This window comes from Litorimonas haliclonae (genome assembly GCF_965138505.1).
Lineage (GTDB): Bacteria > Pseudomonadota > Alphaproteobacteria > Caulobacterales > Maricaulaceae > Litorimonas > Litorimonas haliclonae.
In genome coordinates this window covers 829159-853516 of sequence record NZ_CBCSCO010000001.1, presented here as the reverse complement: position 1 = coordinate 853516, position 24358 = coordinate 829159, and the positions used below count along the sequence as shown (strand labels likewise).

At 51.0% G+C, this 24358-nt stretch carries 27 protein-coding genes; 15 read left to right on the top strand and 12 right to left on the bottom strand.

Annotated features, from left to right (window positions below):
• The first annotated feature begins 120 nt into the window (after positions 1 to 120).
• On the top strand, positions 121 to 2967 hold the full coding sequence (locus ACNA05_RS03985) for a TonB-dependent receptor (protein WP_415810078.1): 2847 nt from the start codon (positions 121 to 123) through the stop codon (positions 2965 to 2967).
• Positions 2968 to 2978: 11 nt separating this feature from the next.
• The gene (locus tag ACNA05_RS03980) at positions 2979 to 4052 is read left to right on the top strand and encodes a phytase (RefSeq protein WP_415810077.1); all 1074 of its coding nucleotides are present in this window, start codon (positions 2979 to 2981) and stop codon (positions 4050 to 4052) included.
• A gap of 65 nt (positions 4053 to 4117) precedes the next feature.
• Here the strand turns inward: ACNA05_RS03980 and ACNA05_RS03975 are convergent, their stop codons facing one another.
• Positions 4118 to 4663 (bottom strand): ActR/PrrA/RegA family redox response regulator transcription factor, encoded by a 546-nt coding sequence (locus ACNA05_RS03975; RefSeq protein ID WP_415810076.1) that lies wholly within the window; start codon positions 4661 to 4663, stop codon positions 4118 to 4120.
• Between the two features lie 108 nt (positions 4664 to 4771).
• Positions 4772 to 6133: an ActS/PrrB/RegB family redox-sensitive histidine kinase gene (locus ACNA05_RS03970; protein ID WP_415810075.1), complete on the bottom strand. Its 1362-nt coding sequence runs from the start codon at positions 6131 to 6133 to the stop codon at positions 4772 to 4774.
• Positions 6134 to 6287: 154 nt separating this feature from the next.
• Between ACNA05_RS03970 and ACNA05_RS03965 the strand changes: the two genes are divergently transcribed.
• The gene (locus ACNA05_RS03965) at positions 6288 to 6908 is read left to right on the top strand and encodes an SCO family protein (protein ID WP_415810074.1); all 621 of its coding nucleotides are present in this window, start codon (positions 6288 to 6290) and stop codon (positions 6906 to 6908) included.
• Positions 6909 to 6959: 51 nt separating this feature from the next.
• Here ACNA05_RS03965 and ACNA05_RS03960 read toward each other — a convergent pair whose 3' ends face one another.
• Both ACNA05_RS03960 and ACNA05_RS03955 read right to left on the bottom strand, forming a co-directional pair.
• Positions 6960 to 7535: a cob(I)yrinic acid a,c-diamide adenosyltransferase gene (locus tag ACNA05_RS03960; protein WP_415810073.1), complete on the bottom strand. Its 576-nt coding sequence runs from the start codon at positions 7533 to 7535 to the stop codon at positions 6960 to 6962.
• A 4-nt stretch (positions 7536 to 7539) separates the two neighbouring features.
• Entirely contained in the window at positions 7540 to 7740 is a 201-nt protein-coding gene (locus ACNA05_RS03955) for an HIG1 domain-containing protein (protein ID WP_415810072.1), read from the bottom strand.
• 173 nt (positions 7741 to 7913) lie between these two features.
• Between ACNA05_RS03955 and ACNA05_RS03950 the strand changes: the two genes are divergently transcribed.
• Both ACNA05_RS03950 and ACNA05_RS03945 read left to right on the top strand, forming a co-directional pair.
• On the top strand, positions 7914 to 8180 hold the full coding sequence (locus tag ACNA05_RS03950) for a DUF2312 domain-containing protein (RefSeq protein ID WP_415810071.1): 267 nt from the start codon (positions 7914 to 7916) through the stop codon (positions 8178 to 8180).
• Positions 8181 to 8324: 144 nt separating this feature from the next.
• Complete coding sequence (locus ACNA05_RS03945; protein WP_415810070.1) at positions 8325 to 8951, top strand: hypothetical protein; 627 nt, start codon at positions 8325 to 8327, stop codon at positions 8949 to 8951.
• 92 nt (positions 8952 to 9043) lie between these two features.
• Here the strand turns inward: ACNA05_RS03945 and ACNA05_RS03940 are convergent, their stop codons facing one another.
• The 4 genes from ACNA05_RS03940 to ACNA05_RS03925 all read right to left on the bottom strand — a co-directional run bounded on the left by ACNA05_RS03940 (position 9044) and on the right by ACNA05_RS03925 (position 13423).
• Positions 9044 to 10159, bottom strand: a complete 1116-nt coding sequence (locus tag ACNA05_RS03940) for a hypothetical protein (protein ID WP_415810069.1) — start codon at positions 10157 to 10159, stop codon at positions 9044 to 9046.
• 203 nt (positions 10160 to 10362) lie between these two features.
• A complete protein-coding gene (locus tag ACNA05_RS03935; protein WP_415810068.1) occupies positions 10363 to 11205 on the bottom strand; it encodes a hypothetical protein in 843 nt (280 codons plus the stop codon).
• 194 nt (positions 11206 to 11399) lie between these two features.
• Positions 11400 to 11786, bottom strand: coding sequence for an EF-hand domain-containing protein (locus tag ACNA05_RS03930; RefSeq protein WP_415810067.1), 387 nt, complete (start codon positions 11784 to 11786; stop codon positions 11400 to 11402).
• A 155-nt stretch (positions 11787 to 11941) separates the two neighbouring features.
• Complete coding sequence (locus ACNA05_RS03925; protein WP_415810066.1) at positions 11942 to 13423, bottom strand: sigma-54-dependent transcriptional regulator; 1482 nt, start codon at positions 13421 to 13423, stop codon at positions 11942 to 11944.
• A 281-nt stretch (positions 13424 to 13704) separates the two neighbouring features.
• Here ACNA05_RS03925 and ACNA05_RS03920 point away from each other — a divergent pair, with 281 nt between their 5' ends.
• The 5 genes from ACNA05_RS03920 (at position 13705) to ACNA05_RS03900 (ending at position 17880) form a co-directional block, all read left to right on the top strand.
• A complete protein-coding gene (locus tag ACNA05_RS03920; RefSeq protein WP_415810065.1) occupies positions 13705 to 14007 on the top strand; it encodes an aa3-type cytochrome c oxidase subunit IV in 303 nt (100 codons plus the stop codon).
• Between the two features lie 71 nt (positions 14008 to 14078).
• Entirely contained in the window at positions 14079 to 15323 is a 1245-nt protein-coding gene (locus ACNA05_RS03915) for a Re/Si-specific NAD(P)(+) transhydrogenase subunit alpha (RefSeq protein WP_415810064.1), read from the top strand.
• Between the two features lie 21 nt (positions 15324 to 15344).
• Positions 15345 to 15656 (top strand): proton-translocating transhydrogenase family protein, encoded by a 312-nt coding sequence (locus tag ACNA05_RS03910; protein WP_415810118.1) that lies wholly within the window; start codon positions 15345 to 15347, stop codon positions 15654 to 15656.
• A gap of 2 nt (positions 15657 to 15658) precedes the next feature.
• Positions 15659 to 17071 carry an NAD(P)(+) transhydrogenase (Re/Si-specific) subunit beta gene (locus ACNA05_RS03905; protein WP_415810063.1) on the top strand — a complete coding sequence of 471 codons (1413 nt, stop codon included), beginning with the start codon at positions 15659 to 15661 and terminating at the stop codon, positions 17069 to 17071.
• An 11-nt stretch (positions 17072 to 17082) separates the two neighbouring features.
• Entirely contained in the window at positions 17083 to 17880 is a 798-nt protein-coding gene (locus tag ACNA05_RS03900; RefSeq protein WP_415810062.1) for an alpha/beta hydrolase, read from the top strand.
• Here the strand turns inward: ACNA05_RS03900 and ACNA05_RS03895 are convergent.
• Positions 17877 to 18062 (bottom strand): DUF3008 family protein, encoded by a 186-nt coding sequence (locus ACNA05_RS03895; protein WP_415810061.1) that lies wholly within the window; start codon positions 18060 to 18062, stop codon positions 17877 to 17879. The genes ACNA05_RS03900 and ACNA05_RS03895 overlap by 4 nt on opposite strands.
• A 99-nt stretch (positions 18063 to 18161) precedes the next feature.
• Here ACNA05_RS03895 and ACNA05_RS03890 point away from each other — a divergent pair, with 99 nt between their 5' ends.
• The 3 genes from ACNA05_RS03890 to ACNA05_RS03880 all read left to right on the top strand — a co-directional run bounded on the left by ACNA05_RS03890 (position 18162) and on the right by ACNA05_RS03880 (position 21371).
• Positions 18162 to 19136, top strand: a complete 975-nt coding sequence (locus ACNA05_RS03890) for an ABC transporter ATP-binding protein (protein WP_415810060.1) — start codon at positions 18162 to 18164, stop codon at positions 19134 to 19136.
• Positions 19137 to 19138: 2 nt separating this feature from the next.
• Positions 19139 to 20614, top strand: coding sequence for an ABC transporter permease (locus ACNA05_RS03885; RefSeq protein WP_415810059.1), 1476 nt, complete (start codon positions 19139 to 19141; stop codon positions 20612 to 20614).
• Positions 20615 to 20681: 67 nt separating this feature from the next.
• Positions 20682 to 21371: a COQ9 family protein gene (locus ACNA05_RS03880; protein WP_415810058.1), complete on the top strand. Its 690-nt coding sequence runs from the start codon at positions 20682 to 20684 to the stop codon at positions 21369 to 21371.
• 29 nt (positions 21372 to 21400) lie between these two features.
• Here the strand turns inward: ACNA05_RS03880 and ACNA05_RS03875 are convergent, their stop codons facing one another.
• Positions 21401 to 22474 (bottom strand): 5-(carboxyamino)imidazole ribonucleotide synthase, encoded by a 1074-nt coding sequence (locus tag ACNA05_RS03875; protein ID WP_415810057.1) that lies wholly within the window; start codon positions 22472 to 22474, stop codon positions 21401 to 21403.
• Between the two features lie 3 nt (positions 22475 to 22477).
• Entirely contained in the window at positions 22478 to 22969 is a 492-nt protein-coding gene (gene purE / locus ACNA05_RS03870; protein WP_415810056.1) for a 5-(carboxyamino)imidazole ribonucleotide mutase, read from the bottom strand.
• A gap of 173 nt (positions 22970 to 23142) precedes the next feature.
• Here purE and ACNA05_RS03865 point away from each other — a divergent pair, with 173 nt between their 5' ends.
• A complete protein-coding gene (locus ACNA05_RS03865; RefSeq protein ID WP_415810055.1) occupies positions 23143 to 23784 on the top strand; it encodes a GGDEF domain-containing protein in 642 nt (213 codons plus the stop codon).
• Here the strand turns inward: ACNA05_RS03865 and ACNA05_RS03860 are convergent.
• On the bottom strand, positions 23781 to 24023 hold the full coding sequence (locus ACNA05_RS03860; RefSeq protein WP_415810054.1) for a YdcH family protein: 243 nt from the start codon (positions 24021 to 24023) through the stop codon (positions 23781 to 23783). The two genes, ACNA05_RS03865 and ACNA05_RS03860, sit on opposite strands and share 4 nt — an antisense overlap.
• Positions 24024 to 24160: 137 nt before the next feature.
• On the opposite strand from ACNA05_RS03860, the gene ACNA05_RS03855 reads away from it, so the two are divergent.
• On the top strand, positions 24161 to 24334 hold the full coding sequence (locus ACNA05_RS03855) for a YdcH family protein (protein WP_415810053.1): 174 nt from the start codon (positions 24161 to 24163) through the stop codon (positions 24332 to 24334).
• Positions 24335 to 24358 lie beyond the last annotated feature (24 nt).

Genomic DNA, 24358 nt, shown 5'->3' with positions numbered 1-24358 from the left:
AAAATTTAACCTGTCTTAAATAATTCACCGGACCGTAGCTAAGCCGTCACGATTCTGACACGCAGGTGTCGTGAAAGTTTTGAATATCCCCGCTCAGTAGTTAACTCAGGGATTTTCTAAATGTCACACTTCCAGTCGCGTCTCATGCGCCAACTTATATCTACGTCTTTGCCAGTTCTGGCGTTCGCTATTGCCTCGCAAGCCTCTGCACAAACAATTAGCGGTAAAGTCACTGATTCAACTGGAAACGCGCCTTTCGAGGGTGTCGTGGTGAGTGTGGATGATTTAAACCGGGCCACGACGTCAGATCGGTATGGGAATTATAAACTCTTCAATATCCCTCCGGGCAGCTACACAGTCACTTCGAGCTATATTGGGGCCCGGACCGTTCGTAACACGGTTGAGGTTACCAAAGACGGTACAGTGCTCGACATCATCGTTGGCGACAATGTCGATTACATCGACAACATAATTGTTGTCGGGACACGCGCGGCGCAGGCCGGCGCCTTAAACCAACAAAGGGCTGCGGACTCAATATTGACTGTCATCGACTCCGATGGCCTCGGAAACTTTCCAGATACAACCGTGGCGGATTCATTGTCGCGCGCTGTTGGATTGTCCATTGAAACTGACCAAGGTGAGGGCCGCTATGTCTCTATCCGCGGTATCAATACGGATTTGATTTCCTCTTCCATCAATGGCGTGCGTACCCCATCCCCTGAGGACCGCCGCGGCGTCCTGTTGGACGGCGTGCCGTCTGACCTGTTGGACGGTATCGAAATTCAAAAATCTCTGACGCCAGATGTGGATGCTGACAGTCTCGGGGGCGTTATTAATCTGAAAACAATTTCTGCTTTTGACCGCGGCGGCGTTTATTTCCGAGCGAAAGCCGAAGGGCGATACAATGAGATTTCAGACACCATCTCTCCGAAGGGCACGCTCACATACTCAAATGTCTTTGGTGATCAGCTAGGCGTGGCCGTCTCAGCAAATTACCAAGATCTGGACATTGAATCCCACAATAATGAAACAGGCGCTTGGGGATTTGATGAAGATGCCGGAGAGTTTTTCCTCAATGATGATTATGAGCAGCGTTGGTATGATATTGACCGGGAGCGGATTGGCCTTGTTGCTAACTTTGATCTGGATGTGAACGAGAACACGCGCCTTTATCTACGTACCTTGTTCAACAATTATGCGGATGATGAAGTCCGCAATAAATTTGAATACAAAGACCTAGATGACGGCATGGCGACGTCACAGTCGTCATCCACTGTCCCAATAAATGAAGTCGATACTGAGATGCGCAAACGTAAAGAGGTTCGTCAAATTCAGACTTACGCTCTGGGCGGCACCACAGGAATTGATACCTGGACGTTTGAGTACGAGGGGGCCTATGCCTACGCTGAGGAAGACGACAGCGACAATCATGATGTCGCTTTCCGATACGAAGATATTCAAGACAATAATGTGGGGGATCTAATATTTGACACTTCCAATCCACAGCAGCCTTTCCTGAGCGGAAGTGAAGCGCTTGGCTCAATCTTTACGCCGTCAAATTATTTCTTGGCCTCGTTTGAAGAAGAGAATTCCATCAATCAAGATACGGAGCTAAGTGCGAAATTAGATGTTTCCAAAGAATCCCTCTTTGGGAATACACAAGTCACCTGGAAAGCCGGGGCAAAAATACGAGACCGAGAGAAAATTCGGGATGTAAATCTTGATATTTATAGCGGCGCCGAAGATATCAATTTGTCTGGCTTTGTTGAAAATGAATTCATTGATAATTGGCGTCTCGCCAATCCTATGCCTGCCTATCCTGACGGTGACCTCACGGCGAGCCTTCGCGGAAACGCCCAAGGTAACTTAGAGTTTGAAGATGATGACTCTAATTTCGGAAGCCTCTCAGAGGACTTCGAAGTTAACGAGCAAATTCTCGCGGCATATGGTATGGGGACATTTAGAGTGGGTAATGCGACAATCGTAGCTGGCGCCCGGGTTGAGCAAACCAAAATTGACATGACCGGCAATAACTATGCAGAAGAAGCCGACATCAATGATGTAACTGTTCTAAATTTTGAAAATGATTATACCAATTTTCTGCCAAGCTTGAATGTCAAATATGACTTCACGGATAAGCTTGTTGGCCGCGCAGCTTATTACGCCGCTGTCGTTCGCCCGGGGTTTGGCGACATGGCGCCCTTTGCGCGCCTAAATGACGATGAGGATGAAGCCGAAATCGGAAACCCAAGTCTTCAACCTTATGAGGCAGATAACTTTGACCTGGCACTGGAATTTTATCCTTCCAGCCTATCCATTATGTCGATTGGTGGTTTTTACAAGACGATTGATAACGCAATATACCAGGCGACGTTTGATGTTGGGAATGAGCCCGGACAGATTGACCTCTCCAGTCTAAATGCGGCGCAACTTTTGACGGTTGAAGAGATCACAACCTCTATCAATGTGGATACAGTTGACCTCTACGGTGTGGAGTTCAACTTTGTGCAGGACCTCAACGCGATAAGCGAAGCTCTGGATGGCTTCCTGATTTCTGCGAACCTGACCCTAACAGAATCCGAAGCGACCATCCCGGACGGCGAAGGCTTTCGCAATGTTCCATTCTTAAAGCAATCCGACTCCGTTTGGAATGTGGCGCTCGCTTACGACAAGGGTCCATGGGATCTGCGCGTCTCAGCAAACTATCGTGGCGACTACTTGGATGAATTGACGTCAGAAGGTGACCCGGGAGACCCGGAATATGGCAGCCTCGACCGCTATACGGACGGCCGACTGATGGTGGAAGCCTCGGCCAAGTACAAAGTCACAGATAGCCTTCAAATATATCTAGAGGGTAAGAACCTCACAGACGAGCCGGAATATTATTATTTTGGCGATGAGTCTCGTCTGTCTCAATATGACGAGTTTGGGACCAGCGTTAATCTCGGCGCGCGCTTCACCTATTAAGGGGAAAAATCATGACAGATATCTATAATAAAACAGCGATTTTCGGACTGACGGCTGGATTGATTTTGGGGTTAGCTTCTTGCGCCACATTAGAGCAGGAAGCGCCATATGTCGCTCCGACAGAGGGAATGTTCCCTGTTACGGCGGCATTCGAAACGCCTCTCGTCGGCAGTGCGGGTGACTCGGCTGACGATCCCGCTATTTTCGTTCATGAAAACGGCAGCGGTTTTATCGCCGGAACTGACAAACAAGCCGGCCTTCATATTTACACTCTGGAGGGAGAGGCACGCGACTTCTTTCCGCTTGGAACATTAAATAATGTGGACCTTCGAGAGGATTTTGTCGTGGATGGAAATCCCCATGTTCTCTTGGTGGCCAGCAATGATGAGAAGAAAAACATAACCGCACTTTTGTACAATCCGGCAACAGATGTGTTTCTAACAGACATGACATCCCTCTTGGCTATCAAGCCTGAACCTTACGGTATTTGTTTAGGGATGGTGGGTGAAGACTATCAAGTCGGAGTCACCACGAAAGCGGGGATATATTATCAATATAATATTGCCTACAACTCTGAAGGTTTCGCGCTTTCAAAAGTTCGTGAATTTCCAACAGGCACTAAGACAGAAGGTTGTGTTTTTGATGACCGAACCCAAACGCTTTATATCGCCGAAGAAGCTGGGGGTCTGTACCGCTACGCCGCTGCCCCATCAGCGGGTGACGATCAAACCGTCATTGGCCGTCCAGGGCAGTTCGGCCTTATGGCAGATCTGGAGGGCGTGACGGTCTACCCAGAAGGAGAAGATGGCGGTTACTTGCTTGTCTCTTCCCAAGGGAATGACAGCTATGTTGCCTTTACGCTTCCTGACCATCAGTTTGCAGGACAGTTTGAGATTGTCGAGGGCGTCGTGGACCGGACTACTGTGACGGACGGTATCGATGTCACAGCAAAATCGACCGAGCGTTTTCCAGATGGTTTCTTTGTCGTCCAAGACAACCAAAACTCCGAGGATGCTGCCGAAGATTTCGAGCAGCAAAACTTTAAGGTTGTCGATTGGCGCGATATTGAAGCTGGGTTGAGATAAACGTTATATGCCGAATGAAAAGAAAGCCGCCTTTCGGGCGGCTTTTTTGATTCAATGATCTAAAATTATCTCGGGGCGCGTTTGGCGAGAATGCGTTGTAAAGTCCGTCTGTGCATATTTAGCCGCCGCGCTGTTTCGGACACATTTTTCCCGCAAAGCTCATAAACACGCTGAATATGTTCCCATCTCACGCGGTCCGCGCTCATGGGGTTCTCCGGTGGCTCGGGCGCTTCGCCTTTGCTGGCGAGGAGAGCTTTGCAAACATCATCAGCGTCAGCGGGTTTCGCCAGGTAATCGACGGCCCCGCGTTTCACCGCAGAGACGGCTGTTGCCAGATTCCCATACCCTGTGAGCATCACCATACGGCAATCAGGCCGCGTTTCGTGAAGTAGGTCAATAACGTCTAAGCCGTTCCCGTCATCAAGCCGCATATCAAGCACGGCGAAAGCGGGCGGTTTGGAACGGGCAAGGACTTTCGCTTCCGTCACCGTTTCTGCTGTCGTCACAGTAAAGCCGCGTTGTTCCAGCGCCCGGCCCAGTCGGGTACGGAACGGCCCATCATCATCAAGAATTAACAGGCTGGCGTCGTCCGGCAGGTTATATTCAGTCATATTTCTAGTCTCACCTTCTCTGTCTGGCGATCTTTCTAACAGAACTTTTTCTTCTTTACCTTATTTTCGATACGTATGGCAGGGTGAAAAAGGCTGAATTGATATGCATTAAGGAGAGGTCTCTTGAGGCGTTGGCGGTGCTATCAAGGTCTTTCGCGGCCATTTTGCTTGAACTCGCGCTCCGCCAATTGGGGCCCGTGTGAAACGCACTGTGCCGCCTGTCCGTTCTATCAGGGTCGAAGCGATAAACACCCCAAGTCCTAACCCCCCAGCGCGTTCGGGTTTAGCTTTTTGTCGATTTCGCATGGTCACATAGGGTTGACCCAAACGGCCTAAAATCGTTGGCTCGAACCCTGGTCCGTCATCATCAATCGTCAAAGTGATGTAATCTTCGGTCCAATGTCCGGTGAGGTTGACTTGGTCGCGAGCGAAATCAACGGCGTTTTCGACAAAGTTTTTCATGGCATAAACCAGCTCGGCTTGGCGGCGCAGTGCAGGTTCAGGCCCGACCCCGTCCGTATCAATCGCTATATCCGGTTCAATATCAATGAAAGGTTCGGCGGCTTCTTCGAATAAGTCCTCAATTGAGAGCTGGTCATGAATGGCGTCGCCCTCATCGCCGCGCAAAGAAAGCTGCTCCAATATGGAGCGGCACCGTTGGGCTTGTGATAAAAGCAGGGCGGCGTCTTCTGAAAGGGACGTTCCTTCCGGAATTTCGCGGCTCATCTCTTTGGCGACAACCTGAATAGTTGCAAGAGGCGTTCCTAATTCATGCGCGGCTGCGGCGGCGAGGCCGCCCAAGGCAGAAAGTTTATGTTCATGCGCCAATAAAGTTTCAGTGGCGGCCAAAGCGGCAGCCATTTTTCGGCTCTCCTTCGTTGCCCGCCAAGCATAGAGGGAGGTAAAGATTGAGCCCACGATGATGGCGACCCAGACCCCCACGCGAAATAATAAGGGCAGGTCTAATGGAGAGGCGGGATCCCAAGGTAGAGGACGGTAATGGAAAACAAGAAAAAGCGATAAGACCGTGGCCAGGCTAGCGAGGGTCAGGAGGACAGGTTTAGACAAGGTCGTGGCGCTGGTCACAACCGGGGCCAGAAAGAGAAGGGCGAAAGGGTTGGTTATACCTCCGGTCAGCCAGAGCAAAGCGGCGAGCTGAATGATATCAAACCCAAGTTGAAGCAGCGCCTCGAAGTCTCCGACGCGGCGATCCAAGGGAAACAAAGTGGTCAACGCCAGATTTACGACCACACTCAAACCGACGACGACAGAACAAGCGAGCGCCGGAAGGGGGTAGTCGAAAATTTGGCTGACAATTAATAAAGCCAGAGCCTGCCCGCCAATGGCGCCCCAACGCAAAAGGACCAATGTATAACGCCGCAAGCGGCCCATGGAGCGCGCAGGCCGTTTCGGTGGATCAGCCATTTCAAGGAGGCCGAGGGGCAGGGTTGGGTCCAGAGCCGTATTCACAATACTTTCTTTCTGCTCTCGAATTCTAGAGCGTCAATCTGACAGGTCAGAAGGGATAGTGTGCAGGCCATATTTGGTCTATACGCGTTTGGAGCTGGCTTGGATATGCCAAGCAAAGAACTTTTTAGTCTGACCCTATTCTTAGAGACCCAATATGCCTTTTGTTAAATTTTCCATGGTGAGCCTCGCCGCGCTGAGCCTTTTGGCGTGCGGACAACCGGAAGGAACGCCGAATGCTTCTGGGCAAGCGGGCAAGACAGTCACCTCTGGTCAAGCGGATATTGGCGGCGAGTTTTCTTTGGTCAATCAGGACGGCGTCCGCGTAAGCGAGGACGCGCTGACCGGGAAACCGCATTTGATCTATTTTGGTTTTACCTATTGCCCAGATGTGTGTCCGACGGCCTTGCAGAAAATGGGGCAAACGCAGTCTCTCCTGGGTGAGCAAGGCGATGACGTCGGCTATATTCTGATTAGCGTAGACCCGGATCGGGATACCACCGAAACCTTGTCTCAATATGTCGAGGCTAATGGGTTTCCAGAGGGGCTACAGGGCTTTACCGGAACGGAAGACGAAATTGCCGCCGCCAAATCCGCCTATAAAGTTTACGCTACCAAAGTTCCCACGCCTGACAGCGCCGCAGAATATACGGTCGATCATTCAGACATTATGTATTTGATGGGCGAAGACGGGAAATTTGTTGATTATTTCTACGGACGGAGCACGCCGGCGGAGATGGCGGCGCGTGTTAAAACGCTGCTGAAAACGGGGTCATAATATAGCGTCTAAACCCGGCCTGCCTTAGGCCGGAGCCTATCTATTCTTGGCTTATCTATTTTCGCCCGGCACCCATTTTACATCCGCTTCGCCTTGGTCATTCGTCCAACGCGCCGCGACGAAAAGGAAATCGGACAGGCGGTTTAAATATTGGATGGCTTGCGGATTGACCTCATCTACTTCGCCTAAGGCCACACATATACGTTCGGCGCGGCGGCAAACCGTGCGGGCCTGATGTAAATAGGCGGCCGGCGGATGTCCGCCCGGAAGAACGAAGCTTTTGAGCGGTTGCAGATCCTCATTCAGACCGTCCAGTTCTTTCTCGAGGCGCGTGACTTGGCTCTCTACCATTCGTAGGGCGTATTCACTGTCTGCTTCTCCCTCTTTCGGCAGTGGGGTTGCCAGGTCTGCGCCGAGGTCGAAAAGGTCATTTTGGATGCGCGAGAGCATGTCATCAATTTTTCGGTTCTCTAAATGGAGGCGAACCAATCCGATAACGGCATTGGTTTCGTCAACATCGCCGTAAGCTCTGACGCGCAAGGCAGATTTAGACAGGCGGGAGCCGTCAACCAAGCCTGTCGATCCATCATCGCCGGTGCGCGTATATATCTTGTTCAGTTTAACCAATGGGCTAGGCTCTGGTTTTGACGTAAACAGTCAAAATAAGCAGGCCAATAGCGATAACTTGGCCCACGATCCGGCGGCGCATCCAGATATTGGACTTCTCTCGGTCGCCCGTTTTCTTTCCGCCCATGGATTTAGCGCCCATGACGAGCGTGAATAAAACATAAAGAAACGAAGCAAGTGTCAGTGCGTATAAAATATAGAGCATCAGGCTCTCCTTATAAATTTGCCAACCCTTATAGGGGGTTATACGTCATAGGGGCAGGGATAAAATTGCGACTAATTCGCTTGTCCACAATTTCCTCTGCACCCGCCCATAGCAGGGGGCGCTTTGACACGATACCAGACCTTTCCATAGGATTTTAGGATAAAGAGGCCAATATGATTTCCGATGCAGACCGCGCTGACCAAATGGGTCAGGCCACCCGTGAAAAACTGAAACAATTTATCGCTCGTATTGAACGTTTGGAAGCCGAAAAGGCCGAGCTGGCAACGGATATCCGAGAAGTTTATTCCGAAGTGAAAAGTTTTGGGTTTGATACCAAAGTCATGCGCAAAGTTGTTTCTTTGCGCAAACAGGACGAGTCTGAGCGGGCGGAACAAGAAGCGTTGCTTGATATGTATATGGAAGTCGTTGCCGACCAATAGTTTAATTTGCCTATCTCACCTTTTTCGGGGCGTCGTTAAAATCTTGAAAGCCATCCGGCTTCCTTTGATTTTTCTCCTGCCGCAAAAGGCAAGCTAAACAAATTAAGTGTTCCGCTTCTGTTCTGTATCTGCTAGACGATGTTTATGTCCGATTATGACAAGCAACAATGGCAAGCGGAACAGGTAGCGCGGGACGAAGCGCAAACGGCCTTTCGTGATAAAATGGCCAAAGCGCGGGAACGTTCTGCTCGGAATGCCCGCCGCAAAATTGCCAGACTTCATGCTAAATTGACCGAGCTGGGCCATATTAGCGATTTCGAAGATGAGTTTGGCGAGAGCGTATTAGAACGTCTCGAAACCTATGGTTCCGCTTTTCACGATCCGGAAAAAGGACGCGCCGGTGATGCGCTGTCCTTGGCCCAAAAACAGGTTGTGTCGCGCATGAATAAAAAGGTCAAAGAGCTGAAAGCGAAGAAGGCCGATGGAGATCAAGATGACGATCCCGATGCAGATTACAGCCGTTCGGCGGGCAGCTGGAAGTCAAAACCGAAAAAGGGTTTAAGCACCAAAAAAGGTTTCGGCGGAAAAGGCTATTCCCCTCGCGTCCGGCAGATTGAAGAGGACATGCCTGAAGAACCGGCGCTGAAAAAGCCGGATGTTGATTTCAGTGATCCGAAAATCGAACCCTTTTTGCCTGAATATGTTCCGGAACCGCCGAAAACGCCTAACCCTAAGAAGCCATTTTTACGCTTAGTCAAATCTGACGGCTAATTAGGTCGGACTAAAATCTAGGCTTAGTCGCAGGCAAAAAAAAGACCCGCCCCACTTTCGTGGAACGGGTTATTTGTCAGGAGAGACAAATCTTAGTTAGGGTCGGTTTCAGTTTCCAAATTTGTTTCGACATCTGATTTAATGTCGAGATCCACACCAGAATTTTCTTCCAGAGTCATATTCTCTTGTAACTCAACATCACTTTCCATCTCGGACTCCACCACTGGGTCGGTCTCGTCCAAAGACGGCGTTTCTGGAGCTTCCGGTACGGAGAACTCAGTCTCGTAAGAAGCATCGTTCTCTCCCGTCACTGCGTCTACAGTCGGATCTATGTTGAGCTCGGAATCTTCCACTTGCGGGGAATCAATCGTCGTCTCAGTGTCCGTCATAACTTCGTTGTCAAGAACGGGGTCCTCAAGCATCGGGCTTTCAAGTGCCGGATCCGTTTCTAAGACAGCATCGCCTTCTACATCGGTTTCTAGCTGTGCGTCAGATTCGGTCGTAGTATCTATCGTTGAAGGGATCTCAGGCTCTAGAGCTATTTCATTTTCTTCTAAACCCATCTCAGTCTCGACATCTGTTTCGGTCTGAATGTCCATTTCAGTGTTCACTTTTGTCTCACTGTCGACTGAATCTGACTCTATCACAGCGTCACTGTCCAGAGTTTCGACTTCCACGGCATCATTTTCCATTTCCATGACGTCGGTTTCGGCTTCGATAGCGTCAGATTCTACTTCCATGGCATCCTCTTCAGCTTCCATGGCATCGTCTGCCATAGATTCGGTATCCATAGACTCATCAACTTGAACCTTTGGCTCGGCGTCTGGGGTTTCATCAAATTCATCGACCACAACACCAGAATCTGAAGAATCTACGGCGTCTTTCACGTCGGTTGTCTCAGACGGCATGACGACAACAGGATCAGTGTCCATAGCGTCCACTTCGCCCTTTACAGCAAATGAGCTTTTATATTGCTCAGCTGTAAAGCTTTCATTGCCGCCGGAAATCACATTAAACTGACGCTGAGCGTTCGTGAGTGTCTTTCCTTTTTTCTCTTTGTGTTTTGCGAACTCAGAAAATGAGACTTGCCCATTGGCATCGGCATCAAGCTCTGAAAATGTTGGAGGCGTTTCTCCGGCAAAAGCGCTAGAGGCGCCCAGTATAGCCGTGAGGGCCATTGCGATGGACGTTGATTTTAAATAAGTCATGTTGAAATTCCTTTCTTATCAGCAAACACCCCCAGTTGAGTGTGTATCTGTATATGTAATGCCCGACGCGCCGGTTCGTTGCGTTAAAAAACAATGGTAGCTACGGTGGCATCAAGGCAAACGTGGTATGCGGTCAAAGTCTCGCGGACACAAAAAAGCCCGCCATAGGCGGGCTAAAAAAATTGGTTTTGCTTGATCGGGTATTACTTATCGCCCCAGACTTCCATCTGTGGATTGGAGCTTTTTTCCAAATCTGTGTCAGCCCCCGAATTAGTCATATTTGACTCTAGTTCAGAGCTATTCATTTGATTTAAACCGGCCGGATTATTATCGATTGGCAAGTCTACTGTTTCCGCTTCTTTCATATTAGATATTACAGAGCCCCGGACTTGGGAGTTCGTCTGGGCACGATATGAAGGTCGGTTTAGGACATCATTGGCTTTTGCCATCTGATATTGATCCGCGCTCAACATAGCTTCCCCCCCGCTTAAGCGGGTAAATTCCTGAGCAACTTGGGTCGTGCTTGTTACGCCCTGCGATTTGCGCATTTTATGATATTCTTTAAAACTTACGCTGCCATCAGAATCGCTGTCCAGCTTAGCAAAATCACCATATTCGGCGTTCATCATAGCGGAGGTTTCAGCAGATGCACTGGCTGACTGGTTCATGGATTCCGGCGCAGACATTTTCGCCTCTTTGTCCTTCATCCCCTTGTCCTTCATGGAGGATTTCATCTTATCCTTTTTGTGGCCTTTATAAGCCTTCATGTCGAGCTCTTCGAAGCCTTCCATGTTAATAGTCGTTTGCTCGCCGGCCAGACGTGTAAATTCCATCGCGGCGTCCGAAGAGCTTACGCCGTGCGCTTCGCTGAAGTCTGCAAATTCTGTGAAAGTCAATTTGCTATCGCTATTGGCATCGATTTTCATAAACACATCTTTTTTAGACATGTCGGCTTTTTCGCCTTCCATATGAGACCCCGCATAAGCTGGGGCGGCGAATAAAACGGCGGAAAAAGCGGCGATGGCGGCAGAATTACGATAGGTCATTGAAATCTCCTTTGTTATTATGCGACGGCCGCAGAAAAAACAGTTTGAAGGGGGGAGGAATGTTTTTCGCCTGCGACCGTCATACTAATAACGAGGCGGCCCCGTAATCGTTTCATTAAATGTCCGCAAGATAGCGATTCTTCAAACCCGCCATCATTTAAGCCCCCATTTTAAGAGAAGACGGAGAAGAAATGTTAGTCTACCGGTATCGCTTCATATGCGAAAATAGGCTCTTCATTCACGTCCTGCACCTCGGAGAGCGGTTGCGGACCTGAAGGAATAGCTGCTTTCGGCGTATTCTTCGGTTTAAGAGCATAAGCCTGCCCCTCTACCATAAGCGCTAAATTTAATTCGTCTTTTGTGAGCACGGCGTCGCCTTGAGCCGCCCGAACAAAGTCTTGGGCCGCTTCAGTGGCCGACACGCCTTTAGCTTTGGCAAAGGTTTGATATTCAGAGAAAGTCACACGGCCGTCCGAATTTGTATCCAGAGCAGAGAAATCTTTTGGCAGGTCTGCAGCCAAGGCGGGGCTTGTCAAAGAAAGTCCGCCTAAAAGAGCTAAGCAATAAACAGGTAAACGCATCACGCAGTCCTTTCATTTGAGACCCGAATGGAAACGGGCAATAAGTCAGTTTGGCACTGATAACATCAAAAAAATAGGGCTGGATTGCGGCAAACCCCTGTTTGAAAGCTTACAATTCAGACAGGCACTATTTGTTAAACTTAGAGCTGATTGGGTTACGCAGAGCGCACGTCATCAACATCAAGGGAGTGCTCCCGGACTTTTCGGTAAAGGGTAGATCGCCCAATTCCTAGTCGCCGCGCAATCTCGCTCATATGGCCGGAATAATTCTGGATTGCGAATTGAATAAGGTCACGCTCAACATCTTCCAGACTACGAAGGTGTCCTTCGCGATCAAGCACATGGACAGCTTTATCTCCATCTGCCGCTTTCGCTGTCTGGGTTTCCCATGTTTGCGTCAAGGAATCCAAATCTGATTGGGGAGGAGGCGTCGCGGAAGCTTCTGACAGCGAAGGCGCCAGACCCGTAATTTGCGGGAAGTCCTGCGGCAGAAGAGTTTCGCCATTTGATAAAATCATGGCTCGGAAAATCATATTCTCTAATTGACGGACATTTCCCTTCCACTCATAATTTTGAAGCAACTCAATAGTTTCACGCGCCGCGCCCGATACGTTGAGACGCTCTTGAGCGTTAAAACGCTTGATGAAATGATCCGTCAGCGCCGGAATGTCTTCGCGGCGCTCGCGCAAGGGCGGAACAGCAACCGGAAACACATTTAGCCTGTAATAAAGGTCTTCGCGGAAAGAGCCGTCCGAGACGCAGTCTTGAAGATCACGGTTTGTCGCGCTGATAATGCGGACATCGACAGGTGTCGGACGTTTCGCCCCAATAGGGTCAACTTCGCCTTCTTGCAGAACCCGCAGGAGTTTAACCTGCATATCCAAAGGGAGTTCACCGATCTCATCCAAGAAAAGCGTTCCCGTATGAGCTTCCTGAAATTTCCCTAAATGTTTCGTATTTGCGCCGGTGAAAGATCCTTTTTCATGGCCGAATAAAATGCTCTCAACCAGATTTTCGGGGATCGCGCCGCAATTGACCGTAATGAAGGGGCGCCCGGCGCGGTCTGACGCGCCTTGAATGGCGCGGGCGATAACTTCTTTACCAACTCCGGACTCACCTGTGATCAAAATAGGGATATTGGCTTTTGCGCCGCGCTCGCCCATGGCGACCACGGTGCGCATCGCGCCGGCATTCCCGATCAGATCATCAAATTGCAGACTGCCTTCGGATGTTTTCTTTAGTCGAGTGACTTCGGTGACGAGCGTATTCATTTCAAGCGCGTTACGGATAGAGACGATAATCCGCTCGGGTGAGGCCGGTTTGACAATGAAATCTCGGGCCCCCGCTTTCATGGCCGTGACAACCGTCTCGATGGAGCCTTTCGCGGTCAGGACAATGACGGGTAGGTCAGGCCGTTTAAGAGCTAATTCATTTAATGTATCCATCCCGTCACGGCCCGGCATGACAAGATCGAGCAACATGACGCTAACTTTGTCTGAATTGGTACCAAGCGCGATATCCAGAGCCCCGTCGCCATTATCGGCCTGCAGAGTCGAAAACCCGCTTTTTTCGACCACGGCCTGTAAAAGGCGCCTTTGGGTCGGGTCGTCATCCACAATCAGGACAGTTTTTGCCATCAAAATACCTTCTACTCTTAAATTGGACAGTCCCCCCTAAAGTGAGAGGCGACGCCAGAGGTTGTTCGTAAGAATATGGGACAAACAGGTGAATTTTTGGCCAAAGATCAGGGTTAGCAGGAAGTTAAATCCAATTTAGAGGAAAAATATGCCCCTATAAGGCTCGGGCGCTATTGTCGGTTGGATGGCCGCATGATAGCAGAAGCGAAATTTTTGGCTCCGTCACCTTCGGTTGGAGGTTGGAGCAAACAACCCTCTGGGAAAGACATCAGGAAAGAAAAATGGCAGCTGGTTCTTCAAATTACAATCGCGGTGAAATGAACGTCAAAGCGCAATCAGGCACATTTGGCGGATTTATGGGCATGACGAAATATGGCGGCGCTTTAGTTGCTCTCATCGTTCTTATGCCGACACTGGTTTTCGCCGTCGGGATGAGCTGGCTAAGCGCTCTTATCATCAGTGTTGTGGTAGGGTTCGTCATTGGACTTGCGCTAAAATTTAAGGCGATTTGGTACGTGACACTGGTTGGTCTCGCTATCTTTGTCGGTGTAATCTCACTTCTACTAAGCCTCCTCGCGGGGTAAGCGCTTTTTGCCTGATCGGGAGATGCCGTTTGGGCCGATAGATTAAAGACTTCAATCGAAGGGGATTTGTCTTGCATATAGCCGTTATAAAAGATTCCGGACCGGCAGAACGCCGCGTCGCCGCTACGCCCGATACAGTAAAGGGCTATGTTGCTGCAGGTCATAAAATTACGATGACCAAGGGCGCAGGGGCCGAGGCGGATTTTTCTGACGCCGCGTATAAAGAGGCTGGCGCGACGATTTCCGCCAGCAATACGGCTTGCGTCAAAAATGCAGATCTTGTGTTTTCGGTAAACGGGGCGGACGCTAAATTGGTTGGCAGTCTTAAAAAAGGCGCCGGGATTACCGGAGCCATGAGCCCGACGGACAATCCAAAATACGCTCAGGCTTGCGCTAAAGCGGGCGTCACGGCTTTTGCTCTCGATTATATACCGCGAATTTCGCGCGCGCAGGCGATGGATGTATTGTCCTCGCAGTCCAATTTGTCCGGCTACCGCGCCGTGGTCGAAGCGGCCGGGATTTATGGCCGCGCTCTGCCAATGATGATGACGGCGGCGGGCACAATCGCGCCGGCCAAAGTTTTTGTCATGGGCGCGGGGGTCGCAGGACTACAAGCCATTGCAACGTCCCGCCGTCTTGGCGCGGTGACAACGGCGACTGACGTTCGCCCCGCCGCCAAGGAACAGGTTGCCTCTCTCGGCGCGAAATTTGTCGCCGTGGAAAACGAAGAATTCAAAGCTGCCGAAACCTCAGGCGGATATGCCAAGGAAATGTCGCCGGAATATCAAAAGGCACAGGCCGAGCTGACCGCGTCCCACGTCGCCAAACAGGATGTGGTGATTACGACCGCCCTTATTCCGGGACGCCCCGCACCGAAATTGATTGATAAGGCCATGCTGGATTCCATGAAGCCCGGCTCTGTCATTGTCGATCTGGCGGTAGAGCGCGGCGGAAATGTTGAAGGCTCCAAGAAAGGCGAAATCGTCACGACCAAGAACGGCGTGCATATTGTCGGCTATCTCAACTGGCCGTCCCGTATGGCGGCGGATGCCTCCAACATGTTTGCACGTAACCTCAAAGCGTTCTTGCCTCTGGTTACATCCGAGGACGGAGCTTACGCGCCCAATTGGGACGACGAAATTATCCAAGGCTGCGCCCTGACTAAAGAGGGCGCCGTGGTTCATGAGCGGTTGCTCGCTTTACCAACTGCAACGAAAAAACCAGCCGCTAAAAAAGCGACACCAAAAAAAGCTCCTGCGAAAAAGGCGGCTCCTAAAAAGCCTGCCGCAAAAAACGCCGGGAAAAAGAAAGGCTAGAGTATGACCTTCGCTCTTATCATGGCGGGAGGCGCCGCCGTCAGCCCGATCGTTTTCCAACTGACTATTTTCGTTCTGGCGATTTTCGTCGGATATTATGTTGTCTGGTCGGTTACGCCCGCTCTCCATACGCCGCTTATGGCGGTCACCAACGCCATTTCCTCCGTGATTATTGTGGGCGCGCTCATTGCCGTTGCGGCCGGAGCGCAAGGCGGCTCTTCCGTCTCAACCTGGACCGGCGCGATTGCCGTGGCGCTCTGCGCCGTCAATATTTTCGGCGGCTTCCTCGTCACTCAGCGCATGCTCGCCATGTATAAGAAGAAGGCGAAATAATCATGCCTGAACTATCTGCTAATCTCGCCGCGATTCTCTACACAGTCTCGGCAGTTCTCTTCATTCTGGCCTTGCGGGGCCTAAGCTCCCCTGAAACCTCCCGCCGCGGGAATTATTACGGTATGGTCGGTATTGCCATTGCAATCGTGACGACATTTTTGGTCGCAGGGATGGGCGGTACAGGTTTCCTTTTCGCCGGAGCTGGCCTCGCTGTCGGCGGCGTTGTCGGCGCGGTGATTGCGAAAAAAATCCCCATGACGGATATGCCGCAACTTGTGGCCGCGTTTCACTCCTTGGTCGGATTGGCCGCTGTTCTTGTAGCCGTTGCCGCCTTTTTCTCGCCGGATAGCTTCGGCATCCTGAACGACGAAGGCACGATTAAGGCCGGGAGCTTGCTCGAGCTATCGCTCGGCGCGGCCATTGGCGCGATTACCTTTTCCGGCTCTGTCATCGCCTTTGCTAAGCTGAACGGGAACATGTCCGGCGCGCCGATCATGCTGCCTTTCCGGCATTTGATTAATATCGCGCTGGGCCTCGGCGTAGCTGTGCTCATCGGGATGTTGATGAAATCCGGCGGTTCGGATCCGACAATCCTCTGGAGCCTTGTCGCTATCACATTTATTCTCGGCTTCCTGCTTATCATTCCGATCGGCGGCGCGGATATGCCCGTCGTGGTGTCCATGCTCAACAGCTATTCCGGTTGGGCGGCGGCGGCGCTCGGCTTCACGCTTGGCAATATGGCGCTCATCGTGACTGGCGCGCTGGTTGGCTCTTCGGGCGCGATCCTGTCTTACATCATGTGTAAAGCCATGAACCGGAGCTTTATTTCCGTCATTCTCGGCGGGTTTGGCGGCGACACATCCTCCGCTGCAGGCGGCGACAAGGAACAGCGCCCGTTCAAACAGGGCTCTGCCGAAGACGCGGCGTTCATCATGAAAAACGCCTCCAAAGTCATCATCGTGCCGGGCTACGGCCTCGCTGTGGCGCAGGCTCAACACGCCATTCGCGAAATGGCCGATACGCTGAAAGAGGAAGGCGTCGATGTGGTCTACGCTATCCACCCGGTTGCGGGGCGGATGCCGGGCCATATGAACGTGCTCCTCGCCGAAGCGAATGTTCCTTATGACGAAGTGTTCGAGCTGGAAGACATCAACTCTGAATTCTCCAATGCGGATGTCGCTTTTGTAATCGGCGCGAATGATGTGACGAACCCGTCCGCCAAAACCGATCCGTCCAGCCCGATTTTCGGCATGCCTATTCTGGACGTCGATAAGGCCGGTACCGTGCTCGTCGTCAAACGCTCTATGTCCACAGGCTATGCCGGTATCGACAATGACCTGTTCTATGAAGACAAGACGATGATGCTCCTGTCAGACGCTAAGAAAATGGTCGAGAGTATTATTAAGACTTTATAGAGTTAATAGTCATGAAATGGGTTATCGGCATTCTTGCGGTTCTCATTGGATTATACATTCTGCTTGTGATTGGGGCCTATGTGATGCAGCGAAAGCTGCTTTACTTTCCACCTGAAAATTACCTTTCTCCTGCCGATGTTGATGTCGAGATGGAGGAAATTAGAAATGCCCAAGATGATATAATTTCTTGGTGGACACCGCCGACAAGCCCGACTGGGAAAACCGTCATGGTGTTTCATGGCAATGGGTCAGCGATTTATAGCAATTACGACATTTTCAATGACTTAATAGAGGCTGGGCATGGCGTCTTATCTGTTGGTTATCCCGGCTATCCGGGACAAGGCGGTGTGAGTACGCAAGAAAGCCTAACGGAAGCTGCGAAACGTCAGTATGAATGGGTGGTTGACCAGGACATTTTACCAGAAAATATTGTTTTTTATGGTACCTCGCTTGGTTCAGGTGTGGCAGCCCAACTTTCTATTACTCACGAACCGTCACTTTTTGTTGCGGATGCGTCTTTCAATTCAATTGTCGCCGTGGGGGCAGAAGCAATGCCCTTTCTGCCCGTCAGATTTTTGCTGAAGGATAAGTTTCTTTCTGATGAAGCCCTTCAGAACGGTTCATTTCCGCTGATCTGGATACATGGTACAAAAGACACAATTGTGCCTCTGAAATTCGGCGAGCTTTTATTCGAAGGATATAAAGGGCCGAAAACCGCCTATAGAATAGAAGACGGTTTGCACAATAACCTCTGGGGCCTGGGCGGCCGCGATATTGTCCTTAAGGCGCTCAAATCCCAACCAAATTAGTCCTCGATCTTGTCCGGCAAATCTTCGCGCTCGGTAGAGGCCATATCGTCGAGTTCTTCCTCGGTCATTGTTTCATACATTTCGACGGACGCGCCTTGGAGTTCGCTTTTCTTGATCTCTCCGCGTTTGGCCGAGAGCGCGGCGCCGGCGGCTTTTTGCTGGGCTTTGGATTTGGCTTTCATATCGGTCTCCTTTTTTGAAAATACACCTTTCCTGAATATTTGGTTCCCGTTTTTGAAACTCACCTTGTCAGAAGGATTTCAATGGCGCTAAAGACCCTTATGTCCTCATCTCCGCTCTCCCTCCAAAATGTCTCCAAAAGCTTCGGCGGAAAATCCGCCGTCAGAGATGTCAGCTTCACTATAAAACGCGGCGAAGTGGTCGGCTTTCTTGGCCCGAACGGAGCGGGGAAAACAACAACGATTCGTATGGCGCTGGGCCTCATCCCGCCGGACACGGGTGAGGTCGCTTTGTTCGGTGAAAAGCCGGGCGAAAATGCCTTTGGCCGGATTGGATTTTTGCCTGAAGAACGCGGACTCTATAAGAAACAGACCGCCCGCGAAAGCATTGCCCATATGGCGCGACTGAACGGTATTGGTAAGAAAGAAGCGTTCTCGCTGGCCGATGATCTGTTGGACCGATACGGCCTGTCAGAGGCCAAACGCAAGAAGAATAAAGACATGTCCAAGGGTATGGCGCAGAAGGTGCAGCTGCTCTCTGCGATTGCGCATGATCCGGAGTTTTACATTCTAGACGAGCCGTTTTCCGGCCTCGACCCCGTCAATCAACGCGTGCTTGAAGGCATTGTCAGCGAAATTGCCGGACGCGGCAAAACCATTATTTTCTCGACCCATGTTATGGAGCACGCTGAACGTCTCTGTGACCGAATTATCCTTATGGGAGGCGGGGAAGTTGTCTTTGACGGCTCTACTGAGGCGGCTCTGTCCAAAGCGCCGCGCCGTATGGTGATCGCGTCGGAGGATGACAGATTACTGGAAATCGTCAGGCCTTTTGCTGAAGACGTCGAAGAGCGCCGGGACGGGGGATTGAACGTTATTTTGAAAGAGACCGCTCAGAGCCAAGCTGTTTTGGAGCGTTGCGTTGCAGAGAAAATTAAACTCACCCAATTCGAGCCGAAGCAGCCGACTCTGCATGAGGCTTTCGTGGCGCTTGTCGGCGGAGACGCCCGCGCGGATTTGCAGGCCGACATGGCGCATGACCTTGCCCAGACTAATCTTGATCAAGAGGAGGCGTAATTATGTCTGTTTTGCCTGCTGTCAATTTACGCCGCACCTTCCTCATCGCCCGCCGGGATTATCTCGGTTATATCAAAACGTGGGGGTTTTGGATTTCTTTTTTAATGCCCTTTATCGGAATGGGATTCGGCATTGGTTTCGCGACGCTTGATGTTGAACTATCGCCGCCGCGTTACGAGACAATTCTGGACGAAACGGGTCAATATGCCGACGGTATTCTGGCTTTGCATGAGGACAATCAGAGCCAAAAAGTCGAACGTTTCATAGACGGCCTAGGGGCCGTTACTATGACGGAGGCGCAAGAAATAGATATTCGCGAGACTCTGGAACGTGACGGGTCAGCCGCGGCGAAAGCTCAGATAGAGCGAGAAGTGCCTTCTCTGCAAGGTCAGTTAAAATCCCTCGACAGCAAAATTAATTTTGTTGATCCCCCTGCGGAGACTCTGGCCGGCTCGCAAGAGTATTTAAAAGGTGAAAGCCTAGTGCAGGTGGACGGGAAATCCCGGCCTCTGGACGGACTTCTCTATATTACCCAAACGGAGGAAGGCCCAAAGGCGGATTACTGGTCAAAAAATATCAACGCACCTGATCTAAAGAATCTAGCCAGAGATTATTTTGAAAACCGGGCAGAAGAAAATTACCTGGCGACAGGCAATTTAACGCCGGAAGGGTTGGCCGAGGCCAAGAAAGGCCGCCTTGAAGTCGAAAGTTTTGACCCGACGAAAGTGTCTGATGACACGACGTCGCAAGCCGTGACGGACGCCGATAAAGTGCCGTATTATGTGGCGGCAGGTTTATCGATCTTTCTATGGCTGTCGGTCTTTTCAGGCGCTTATATGCTGCTGACTTCCATGCTGGAAGAAAAGTTAAATAAGCTTCTTGAAATGATGTTGGCGTCAACACGTTTTTCCGAAATTATTTTCGGGAAACTTTTGGGTGTGGCGGCTCTTACACTTACCGCCATGGCGCCATATATACTGCTTGCCATTTTCGCAGGAACAGCGATTGCGCTAAAAGGGGACAGCGAAATGACGCAGGCCTTTACGCAAAGCTTCACGCCAAAACTCCTCATCTTCTTTTTCATTTTTCTTGTCCTTGGATATATCTTCTATGGGGCCTGTTTCATCGCACTCGGCGCGCTCAGCCAATCCATGCAGGATGCCCAAACCATGACGACTCCGATCGTCATTGTGCTAACTCTCTGCGTTTTAGTGGTGCCATTGGGCCTCGCAACGCCGGACAGTCCGTTATTACGGCTGGCGAGCCTGTTTCCGCTCTCGGCGCCGTTTGCGGTCCTTGTGCGTTTGCCGTCCGATCCCCCGCTTTGGGAGCTGATTTTATCTGCGGTGCTTCTCGGGCTTCTTTCTCTCGGCGTTGTTTGGGCGGCTGGGCGCGTTTTTCGTTACGGCGTCCTGTCTGGTTCCGGTATGAGCGCTGTCACAGGTTGGTTTAAGCGGACGATTTTGCGTCAAAGCTGAGCGGTTTCTCTGCGGCATAAAGCGACAGAGAGGTGACAGGGCGGTCCTGCCATCCTATATGGGATTTATGACCGAAACAGGCCCATCCCCCCGCGAGCGCATTTTGCAGGCGGCCTTGCCTATGGCCGCCTTCGAAGGCTGGACGGATAAAATGCTCCGCCAATCTGTCAAAGCCGCCGGATTGCCCAACGGCGCAGAAGCCCTCTATTTTCCCGAAGGTGCGCTTGATTTACTGGCTTACTGGTCAGACCAGCTAAATTCTAAAACAGAAGAATCAATCGCCGCGCTAGATATCGAAAACATGAAAATTCGAGACCGCGTGACGCAAGGCGTCGTGGCCAGATTGGAAGCCATTCACCCTTTCGAAGAAGCGGCTCACCGCGCTTTGTCCCGCTTGGCTTTGCCAGACACGTTATTGGCCGGGCGGCTTAGCGGGCCGGGTCAGCTCTGGGCGGCGGCGGACACGATCTGGCGCGCCATTGGCGATACTTCGACAGATGCCAATTATTATTCCAAACGCACGATATTGTCCGGCGTTATAGGGACGACCTTACCTGTCTGGATCAATGACGACGACCCAGATAAGTCAAAAGGGCGGGAGTTTCTGGACGCACGGATTGCAAATGTCATGCAGTTTGAAAAATTCAAATGGCAGGTCAAAACCAAAACCAAAGACTGGCCGAGCCCCGCAAGTGTTTTAGGCTCTTTACGATATGGTGGTCCGCCGAAGTTTAAACGGCGCAGACGTCGGGGATAAGCCAGTAGGCTACATCCGATAAACAACAGCTATGGCACGATCCGGTTGATATGGCCCATTTTTCGCCCCGACCGAGCTTCTTTTTTGCCATATAAATGCAGAAAAGTGTTTTCTTCACGAGCCAGGTTTTGCCAGTCATTTACGTCCTCGCCGATAAGGTTGGTCATAACGACGCCGTGTTTAGGGTTGGGATTACCTAGTGGCCAGCCGGCTACCGCACGGATGTGTTGCTCGAATTGATCTGTACAACCCGCATCTTGCGTCCAGTGACCTGAATTGTGAACGCGTGGGGCGATTTCATTGACTATCAGACTTCCGTCCTCCAGCTCAAAAAATTCTGTCGCCATTACGCCGACATAATCCAGAGCCTGCATGATGTTCTGAGCTAGATCTTTGGCGCTCCCCAAATCTCTTGGGGCCGGGGCTGTGCTGGTGTGCAGAATATGGTTCTGGTGGACATTTTCGACCAAGGGATAGGCCGCCATGTGTCCATCCACGCCCCTCGCGCAAACAATGGAAACTTCGCGCGTAAAAGGGATAAACGCCTCGAGAATGAGGGAGTAATCCCCTAACTTCTCCCAAGCGGCTTCAATTTCAGCTTCGTCCCGAATAATGACCTGACCTTTACCGTCATAGCCAAACCTGCGGGTTTTAAGCACCCCAGTTCCGCCAAGTCGTCGCAGACCCCGTTTCAAGTCAAACTTATTTTCAACAGCCTCAAAGGGTGCGACGGGGACGCCAGCTTCATTGGAAATAAACTGCTTTTCGGTCAAGCGGTCTTGGGCAACGGTGAGGCAATTAGCGCTGGGGTGAAGCGGTTTGCACTCTGCCGCGAACATCGCGGTCTGAGCCGGAACATTTTCAAATTCATAAGTCAGCGCATCACAATTCTCTGTAAAAAACTTCACCGTGTTGAGATCGTCATATTCAGCATCCGTATAGCTATGCGCCACTTGGGCGGCGGGACTGTCAATTCCAGTCGGGGCGAAAATATGAGTTTTTAAACCAAGCCGCGCCGCCGCCAAAGCCAGCATCCGGCCCAGCTGGCCACTTCCGAAAATTCCGATGGTTGACCCGGGCGGGAGAGGGAAGCCTGTTCGCACGTCTTAACCTTTCGGATCGTGAGCGACTGACTCGGTCTGCTTGCTGCGCCAATCATTGAGCTGTTTTGCAAGCGCCTCATCTGACAAGGCCAGAATAGCGGCGGCGAGTAAGGCTGCGTTCTTGGCGCCGGATTTGCCAATCGCCAAAGTGCCGACAGGCACGCCCCCCGGCATTTGGGCAATAGATAAAAGACTGTCCATTCCGGACAAGGCTTTACTTTCTACGGGGACGCCGAGAACAGGCAGGGGTGTCATGGAGGCTGCCATGCCGGGCAAATGCGCGGCCCCGCCCGCCCCGGCAATAATTACCTTATGACCCGCCTTGGCGGCGCCTGTGGCAAAATCATATAATCTATCAGGGGTTCTGTGGGCGGAAATGACTTTGGCTTCATAGGCTACCTGCAAATCATCCAGAATATTGGCGGCATGTTCCATGGTCGGCCAATCGGACGTGGAGCCCATGATAATGGCGATAGGAGCAGTTTTAGCAGTCATGACTTTGCAGTCCCCATAAGAGTGGCTGGAAAGCGATATCTTCTAAAGGATGACCCAATAGAATCCAACCGCCATTTTTAGCCGGTTTACGTTTCCTTTAGACCGCCTCTTTTCCGTTTCTTAACTCTGGGCGACTAATGATGACGGCAAGTTGAACTTTAGGGGTCCACCATATGCCGCTTAGCCGCGTCTCCAGCGCTTTAAACGAAGCTAGCTTTCGCGCGATTGACCGGACAGGTGTGACTGATGCTCAACTCAGCCAGGATAATATATCTCTTCAGGCGGAAATTACCCGCCTTCGCTATCGCGTGTTGGAACTGGAACGCGCGGCGGATACGGATCCCCTTGTCCCTGTTTTCAACCGGCGGGCCTTTATGCGAGAAGTCTCGCGGGCGCAAACGGTTATGGAGCGGTATGACATGGTGAGCTCCCTGATTTTCTTTGATTTGAACGGGTTTAAAGCCATTAATGACGCTCATGGTCATACTGTGGGGGATAATCTCCTGAAGGCGGTGGGCGACGTTCTGCTTAACGGTGTCAGACAATGCGATATGGTCGCGCGTCTGGGCGGAGACGAGTTTGGCGTGCTGTTGTTTAAGTCTTCACCGGAAATTGCGCGGGCAAAAGCCTCGGCTTTGTCCTGCCGTATGAGAGAAGAACGCATTTTCTCCGGCAATGGCTATGTCAATATTTCCGCGTCTTGGGGCGTTGCGCCGTGTGACCCCGGCATCGCGGCGGATGAAATTTTACACCGAGCTGATCAGGCCATGTACAAGGCAAAACGCTCCCGTCCAGACAAACTTCAGACAGTTTAGGCGATAATGTCCGGCGTGATTTGATTTTCTAAGTAAACTATCTGATCTTTCATCGAGAGTTTTATTTTTTTCATCCGTCGGAGTTTGAGCATATCCGATACGCCGTTTTCCGATAAAGCCCTGATTTCATCGTCAATCCGGCGATGTTCCGTGCGCAAACGGTCCAGCAGAGCCTGTAGCTCCTCTTGGGTCGGCTCTAGGGTTTCATCATTGCTGGCGTCTGGGGTCTCGTCCGTCACCAGAGTTTAATAAAGACTTCGGCGCAAATGAGCAAGCTGAACAGGGTTTAATGTCCGAATTTGAATTCGATTAAGACTCAGGCAAAGTTTTGTGCTATAAGAAAAGGGCTTAAGTCACCTAACCTAAGGAGATGTGAATGGCATTATCAGCGCATTTGACCCAACTAAATTCGAAACACGCCTCGCTGGAGCAAAAGATCCAGGACGAAATGCGAAGTCCCATGCCCGATCATTTGCGAATATCACAGCTCAAAAAGCAAAAACTACAAATTAAGGACGAGATTTCAGACAAACAGGTTCTGGTCTCTTAAATTTCATAAATTTGATGTTATACG

Excerpts from the sequence above, each read along its gene's own strand:
- ACNA05_RS03985 (WP_415810078.1), top strand. The coding sequence starts at position 121 with ATGTCACACTTCCAGTCGCGTCTCATGCGCCAACTTATATCTACGTCT.
- ACNA05_RS03980 (WP_415810077.1), top strand. The coding sequence starts at position 2,979 with ATGACAGATATCTATAATAAAACAGCGATTTTCGGACTGACGGCTGGA.
- ACNA05_RS03975 (WP_415810076.1), bottom strand. The coding sequence starts at position 4,663 with ATGACTGAATATAACCTGCCGGACGACGCCAGCCTGTTAATTCTTGAT.
- ACNA05_RS03965 (WP_415810074.1), top strand. The coding sequence starts at position 6,288 with ATGCCTTTTGTTAAATTTTCCATGGTGAGCCTCGCCGCGCTGAGCCTT.
- ACNA05_RS03955 (WP_415810072.1), bottom strand. The coding sequence starts at position 7,740 with ATGCTCTATATTTTATACGCACTGACACTTGCTTCGTTTCTTTATGTT.
- ACNA05_RS03950 (WP_415810071.1), top strand. The coding sequence starts at position 7,914 with ATGATTTCCGATGCAGACCGCGCTGACCAAATGGGTCAGGCCACCCGT.
- ACNA05_RS03945 (WP_415810070.1), top strand. The coding sequence starts at position 8,325 with ATGTCCGATTATGACAAGCAACAATGGCAAGCGGAACAGGTAGCGCGG.
- ACNA05_RS03940 (WP_415810069.1), bottom strand. The coding sequence starts at position 10,159 with ATGACTTATTTAAAATCAACGTCCATCGCAATGGCCCTCACGGCTATA.
- ACNA05_RS03935 (WP_415810068.1), bottom strand. The coding sequence starts at position 11,205 with ATGACCTATCGTAATTCTGCCGCCATCGCCGCTTTTTCCGCCGTTTTA.
- ACNA05_RS03930 (WP_415810067.1), bottom strand. The coding sequence starts at position 11,786 with ATGCGTTTACCTGTTTATTGCTTAGCTCTTTTAGGCGGACTTTCTTTG.
- ACNA05_RS03925 (WP_415810066.1), bottom strand. The coding sequence starts at position 13,423 with ATGGCAAAAACTGTCCTGATTGTGGATGACGACCCGACCCAAAGGCGC.
- ACNA05_RS03920 (WP_415810065.1), top strand. The coding sequence starts at position 13,705 with ATGGCAGCTGGTTCTTCAAATTACAATCGCGGTGAAATGAACGTCAAA.
- ACNA05_RS03910 (WP_415810118.1), top strand. The coding sequence starts at position 15,345 with ATGGCGGGAGGCGCCGCCGTCAGCCCGATCGTTTTCCAACTGACTATT.
- ACNA05_RS03905 (WP_415810063.1), top strand. The coding sequence starts at position 15,659 with ATGCCTGAACTATCTGCTAATCTCGCCGCGATTCTCTACACAGTCTCG.
- ACNA05_RS03900 (WP_415810062.1), top strand. The coding sequence starts at position 17,083 with ATGAAATGGGTTATCGGCATTCTTGCGGTTCTCATTGGATTATACATT.
- ACNA05_RS03895 (WP_415810061.1), bottom strand. The coding sequence starts at position 18,062 with ATGAAAGCCAAATCCAAAGCCCAGCAAAAAGCCGCCGGCGCCGCGCTC.
- ACNA05_RS03890 (WP_415810060.1), top strand. The coding sequence starts at position 18,162 with ATGTCCTCATCTCCGCTCTCCCTCCAAAATGTCTCCAAAAGCTTCGGC.
- ACNA05_RS03885 (WP_415810059.1), top strand. The coding sequence starts at position 19,139 with ATGTCTGTTTTGCCTGCTGTCAATTTACGCCGCACCTTCCTCATCGCC.
- ACNA05_RS03880 (WP_415810058.1), top strand. The coding sequence starts at position 20,682 with ATGACCGAAACAGGCCCATCCCCCCGCGAGCGCATTTTGCAGGCGGCC.
- purE (WP_415810056.1), bottom strand. The coding sequence starts at position 22,969 with ATGACTGCTAAAACTGCTCCTATCGCCATTATCATGGGCTCCACGTCC.
- ACNA05_RS03865 (WP_415810055.1), top strand. The coding sequence starts at position 23,143 with ATGCCGCTTAGCCGCGTCTCCAGCGCTTTAAACGAAGCTAGCTTTCGC.
- ACNA05_RS03855 (WP_415810053.1), top strand. The coding sequence starts at position 24,161 with ATGGCATTATCAGCGCATTTGACCCAACTAAATTCGAAACACGCCTCG.